2 protein-coding genes are annotated in these 4,812 nt (G+C 30.9%); both read left to right on the forward strand.

The features are described 5' to 3' along the window. The first annotated feature begins 507 nt into the window (after nt 1–507). Nucleotides 508–1,803: a conjugated bile salt MFS transporter gene (locus ACI3VO_RS06380; RefSeq protein ID WP_439757105.1), complete on the forward strand. Its 1,296-nt coding sequence runs from the start codon at nt 508–510 to the stop codon at nt 1,801–1,803. Nucleotides 1,804–1,989: 186 nt separating this feature from the next. Beyond that, nucleotides 1,990–4,812 (forward strand): efflux RND transporter permease subunit (locus ACI3VO_RS06385; protein ID WP_439757106.1); only part of this gene is annotated, 2,823 nt, incomplete at its 3' end.

A 4,812-nucleotide genomic window follows, 5' to 3' on the forward strand; every position in this document is an offset into this window, starting at 1 on the left:
TTAGCCATTTAATTTCATATTTGCTACTGGTTAAATTTAATCAGTAGCTCTCCCTTCTTTAATTTTTCTTAATTTAGAAATTTTTATTTTATATTATTTTTCCTTGTATTTTTTCGACAATAATTTACTTAATTCGCTATTTAATAATTTTATCAAATTGTAAATTTACATGTCAATATAATTTTTAAATCTATGTTATTCATTATTATTTAAGTCTTGAACATTCATATTTTTTGATTTTTAAATATTTTTATTCACATTTTCTAAAAATATCGTTTATTTTCATCTTATTTTTTATTTTTACATTATTTATTATGCTCCGATCTATGTTTTTTATAAAAAGACCTTTGATTTTTTCTAAAAATATGGTATGCTAAAATTCCCTTGTATTAAAATTTAATTTTAATTTAAATTGAATATTTTTATTTAATTTACGTGTCTATATTAATGATTATTCGGCAATAATAATAAACAACACTTATATTAAACATAAAAGGAGAAATAATAATGGAAAATACAACTAACAAAAAACCATTCTTTTATGGTTGGGTAATAGTTGTGGCATGTATGTTGATTCAAGCTGTCCCTTATGGTATAGCGATGAATGTTCAGCCACAGTTTATTAACTTTGTAACTAGCGGAGAAGGGTTCACATTAACACAATTCTCTTTATTATTTACAATAGGTACAATAGTATCGGCAATAGCATCACCATCTATAGGTAAAATGCTATCTAATCCTAAAAACAATATAAAATTAATCTACGTAATAGGAGCCATATTATGCGGTGGTGGTTTTTCACTTTATGCATTTGCTGGAGGTAACCTATGGGCTTACTACGGTATATCAGCTTTAGTTCAAGTTGGTAATGCTATAATATCTGCTATCGGTGTTCCTCTACTTGTAAACGCATGGTTTAAAGAAAACAAAGGTATAGCTATGGGGATAGCATTTTCTGGTAGCGGAATCGGTAATATATTCCTACAACAAATAGCTGCTAGATTACTTAGTGATCCAAACTTCGGATATGCCAAAGCCTACTTTATATTTGGTATAATTTCACTTATAGTTGCCCTACCAATAGCTTTATTTTTAGTTAGATTACCTAAGAGCGAATCAGAATTAGTTAGACCTTCTTCTAAGAAAAAGTCTGAACACGCTAAAGCTAACTTAAGCTCATGGGGATATACTCTTCAAGAAGTAACTAAAATGAAATTATTTTGGATATTAGCTGCAGGATTTATCTTCGTAGGATTCTATGTAAGCGGTCTATCAATCCAATATATTTCTTATTTATATACAATAGGATTTAATGCTACATTTGTAGCAAATATAGGTTCAGTATTCGCTTTCTTCTCTATATTTGGTAACTTATGTGGAGGATTATTCTTTGATAAATTAGGCATCAAAAAATCACTATTATTATCTGGTGCAATGGTTGTAATATGTTGCCTAAGCTTATTATTTGTAGCTGATATACCTGCTTTAGGATACTTATTCGCTGCACTTTTAGGTATATCTATATTTGCTTATATAATAGGTCCTTCTTATTTAACAGGTGCATTATTTGGAGATAGAGAATTTGGTACTATATTAGGTATAGTTCAAGTATTCTTTGCTATAGGATATGCTATAGGTACAGTTCTTTTCGGACTTTCTGTTGATAATTTAGGATATCCAGTTTCTTGGATGATCACAATGGTTTATGCCATAATTGCATATTCTTGTTTATTAATCGCATCAATACGCATACAAAAACACAATAAAGAAGAAAATGTTACAGAAACAAAGAAAATAGCTTAATCTAAACTAAAATTTAATATATTAAAAAGATTTTTACTAGGGGAGTATTTTTTAATACTCCTCTTCTTATTTTTTTATCTTACATTATCTTACATTCTATTTATTTATTTTTTATAAAGTGATATACTTATACTGTTAACTGACTGACTGGTCAGTCGATAAAAATTTTAAAGAGAGGTGAAATAATTGTTACCAAAATTTAGTGTAAAAAAACCACTAACAGTATTTGTTGCCATAATTATGGTACTTGTTCTTGGTGTTGTTTCATTTACAAAAATGACAACAGACTTGCTTCCTAGCATGAATTTGCCTTACGTAATCGCTTATACAACATATCCTGGAGCAAGTCCAGAAAAAGTCGAAAGTACTGTTACAAACCCACTAGAAGAAACCTTCGCCACAGTAAGTGGTGTAGAAAATGTTACTTCTGTTTCAAATGAAAATGTAAGTATAGTAATACTTGAATTTTCACAAGATACTAATATGGATTCTGCGATAATAGACCTTAACGGAAAAGTAGACTTAGTCGAAGGATACTTCGACGACGCTGTAGGTCCTACTACTCTTATGCAGTTAAATCCAGATATGATGCCAATAATGATGGTCAGTGTAGATGTAGACGGAATGTCTATAGATGAAGTCTCTACATACGTCAATGACGAGGTTATACCTAATCTAGAGCGTATAGAAGGTGTCGCATCTGTAAGTGCTACTGGTCTTGTTGAAAATCAATTACAAATTACTTTGGACACAGACAAAATCGATTCACTTAATAAAAAAATTCAAAATAATATTAATTCTGAATTAGATAAAAAAGAATCTGAAATAGACAATGCCTTATCTGATTTAGAAAAAAGTGAATCAGAGCTTGAAAAGCAAAGCAAAAAACAAATATCTCAATTAACTGAAGCCAGTGTTGAATTAGAATCAGGTTTAACACAGCTATCATCTGCTATAGCTCAAATACAAATGATAGATTCAGTTGGAGATTCTATAGATCCTGCTCTTTCTGAAGCTAAAGAAATGCTCAAAGAATCTAAATCAAAATTAAAAGAATTTAAAGAGCAATTAAAAATAGCAGAACAAGCTGGACTTGATACATCAACTATCAAAGAAAATATCGCTGCTTTGGAATCAACTATAAACACTATAGATGAAACTATAAAAAATGCAGAAAAAGGCCTAGATAGCTCTTCAGCATCTGCTGACGAATTAAAGGCTAAACAAAAGGAATTAAAAAACAAACAAAAAGAGCTTGAAAGTGCAAAATCAACACTAAATCAAGAGCTAACAAAAGCATCTATAAAAATAATTCAAGGTAAATCTCAGCTTGAAGCTGCTAAAAAGGAACTTGAAACTGCAAGAGAGGAAGCTTTAAAATCTGCAGATTTATCAACTAAGATTACACCCGAAATGATTAACTCTGTACTTGCAGCAGAAAACTTCTCTATGCCTGCTGGATATGTTTCAGAGGATACATCAAAATATTCAGTAAAGGTCGGGGATAAATTTACTTCTATAGACCAAGTTGAGGATTTACTTTTATTCTCAATGGATGGTATTGGAGATATCTATCTTAAAGATGTTGCCGATGTTAAATATGTAAATAATGTAAATGACTCTTACACAAATGTAAATGGAAACCCTGGTGTAATGCTAGCTATAGAAAAAACTAGTACAGCTTCTACTGCCTCAACTTGCAAAAAGCTAAATGAAACTATTGATTCTATGACTAGCGACAACAATAAATTACATATTCTTTCTCTAATGGACCAAGGAATATATATAGACATGGTTGTCGACAGTATATTAAAGAACTTAATGTACGGTGGTGTATTAGCTGTAATAGTTCTTCTAATATTCTTAAGAAGTATTAAACCTACTATAATAATAGCCTTCAGTATACCTATGAGTCTATTATTTGCAGTAGTTTTAATGTATTTCACAGGAATTTCTCTAAATATGATTTCACTATCTGGTTTATCTCTAGGTGTAGGTATGCTGGTAGATAACAGTATAGTCGTCATAGAAAATATATACAGGCTCAGAAATAGCGGTGTAAGCAAATTTAAAGCTGCCGTCTATGGTGCAAAACAAGTTTCCGGTGCTATATTCGCATCTACTCTAACCACTATATGTGTTTTTGTACCAATAATATTTACAGACGGTATTACAAGACAACTATTTGTGGATATGGGTCTTACTATAGCTTACTCATTAATAGCGAGTTTAATAATAGCACTTACATTAGTACCTTGTATGGCATCTAGAATTTTAACTTCTACAGATGAAAAAGAACATAGATTTTTCGATAAATTTGTAAATGGCTATGAATTGATATTAGAAAAAGCACTTGACCATAAAGCGATTGTGCTTATAGGCGCATTACTACTTTTATTATTAGCTGGCTTTAGTGTGACAAAAATGGGAACTGCATTTATGCCAGAAATGAGCTCTACACAAATGACAGCTACTATCTCTGCTAAAGAAGACCAAGAGCTTTCTGAAGAAGATTTAGAAAAGGTCGGCGATGAATTTGTACAAAAAGTTAAAAATATTGAAGATGTAGAGGGTGTCGGAGCAATGAGTGGTTCTGGAGGTATGATGAGCTCTATGTCATCTGGGAAAGGAGAAAGTTTATCTGTTTATATCGTTTTAAAAGAGGATATGAAACACACAAATAAAGAAATAGCAAAAATGATTAAAGAAGAGACATCTTCTATGGACTGCGATATATCAATTTCTGAATCTACTATGGATATGGGAAGCATGCTAGGTTCTGGAATAAGCGTAGAAATAAAAGGCGATGACTTAGATAAGCTTCAAGATATATCAGCTGATATGACTGAATTATTAAATTCAATTGAAGGTGTCACAGATATAACTAGTACCTTAGATAACGCCGAAACTGAACAACGTGTCTCAGTTAACAAGGAAAAAGCTATGAAATACGGTCTTACAGTCGCACAAGTATATGAACAGGTTTCTAAAAATCTAAAAACAGAAACA

The organism is Intestinibacter sp. (assembly GCF_051866655.1).
Classification (GTDB): Bacteria; Bacillota; Clostridia; order Peptostreptococcales; family Peptostreptococcaceae; genus Intestinibacter.

Bases quoted from the DNA above. Each gene is read 5' to 3' on its own strand.
- ACI3VO_RS06380 (WP_439757105.1), top strand. From the start codon at position 508: ATGGAAAATACAACTAACAAAAAACCATTCTTTTATGGTTGGGTAATA.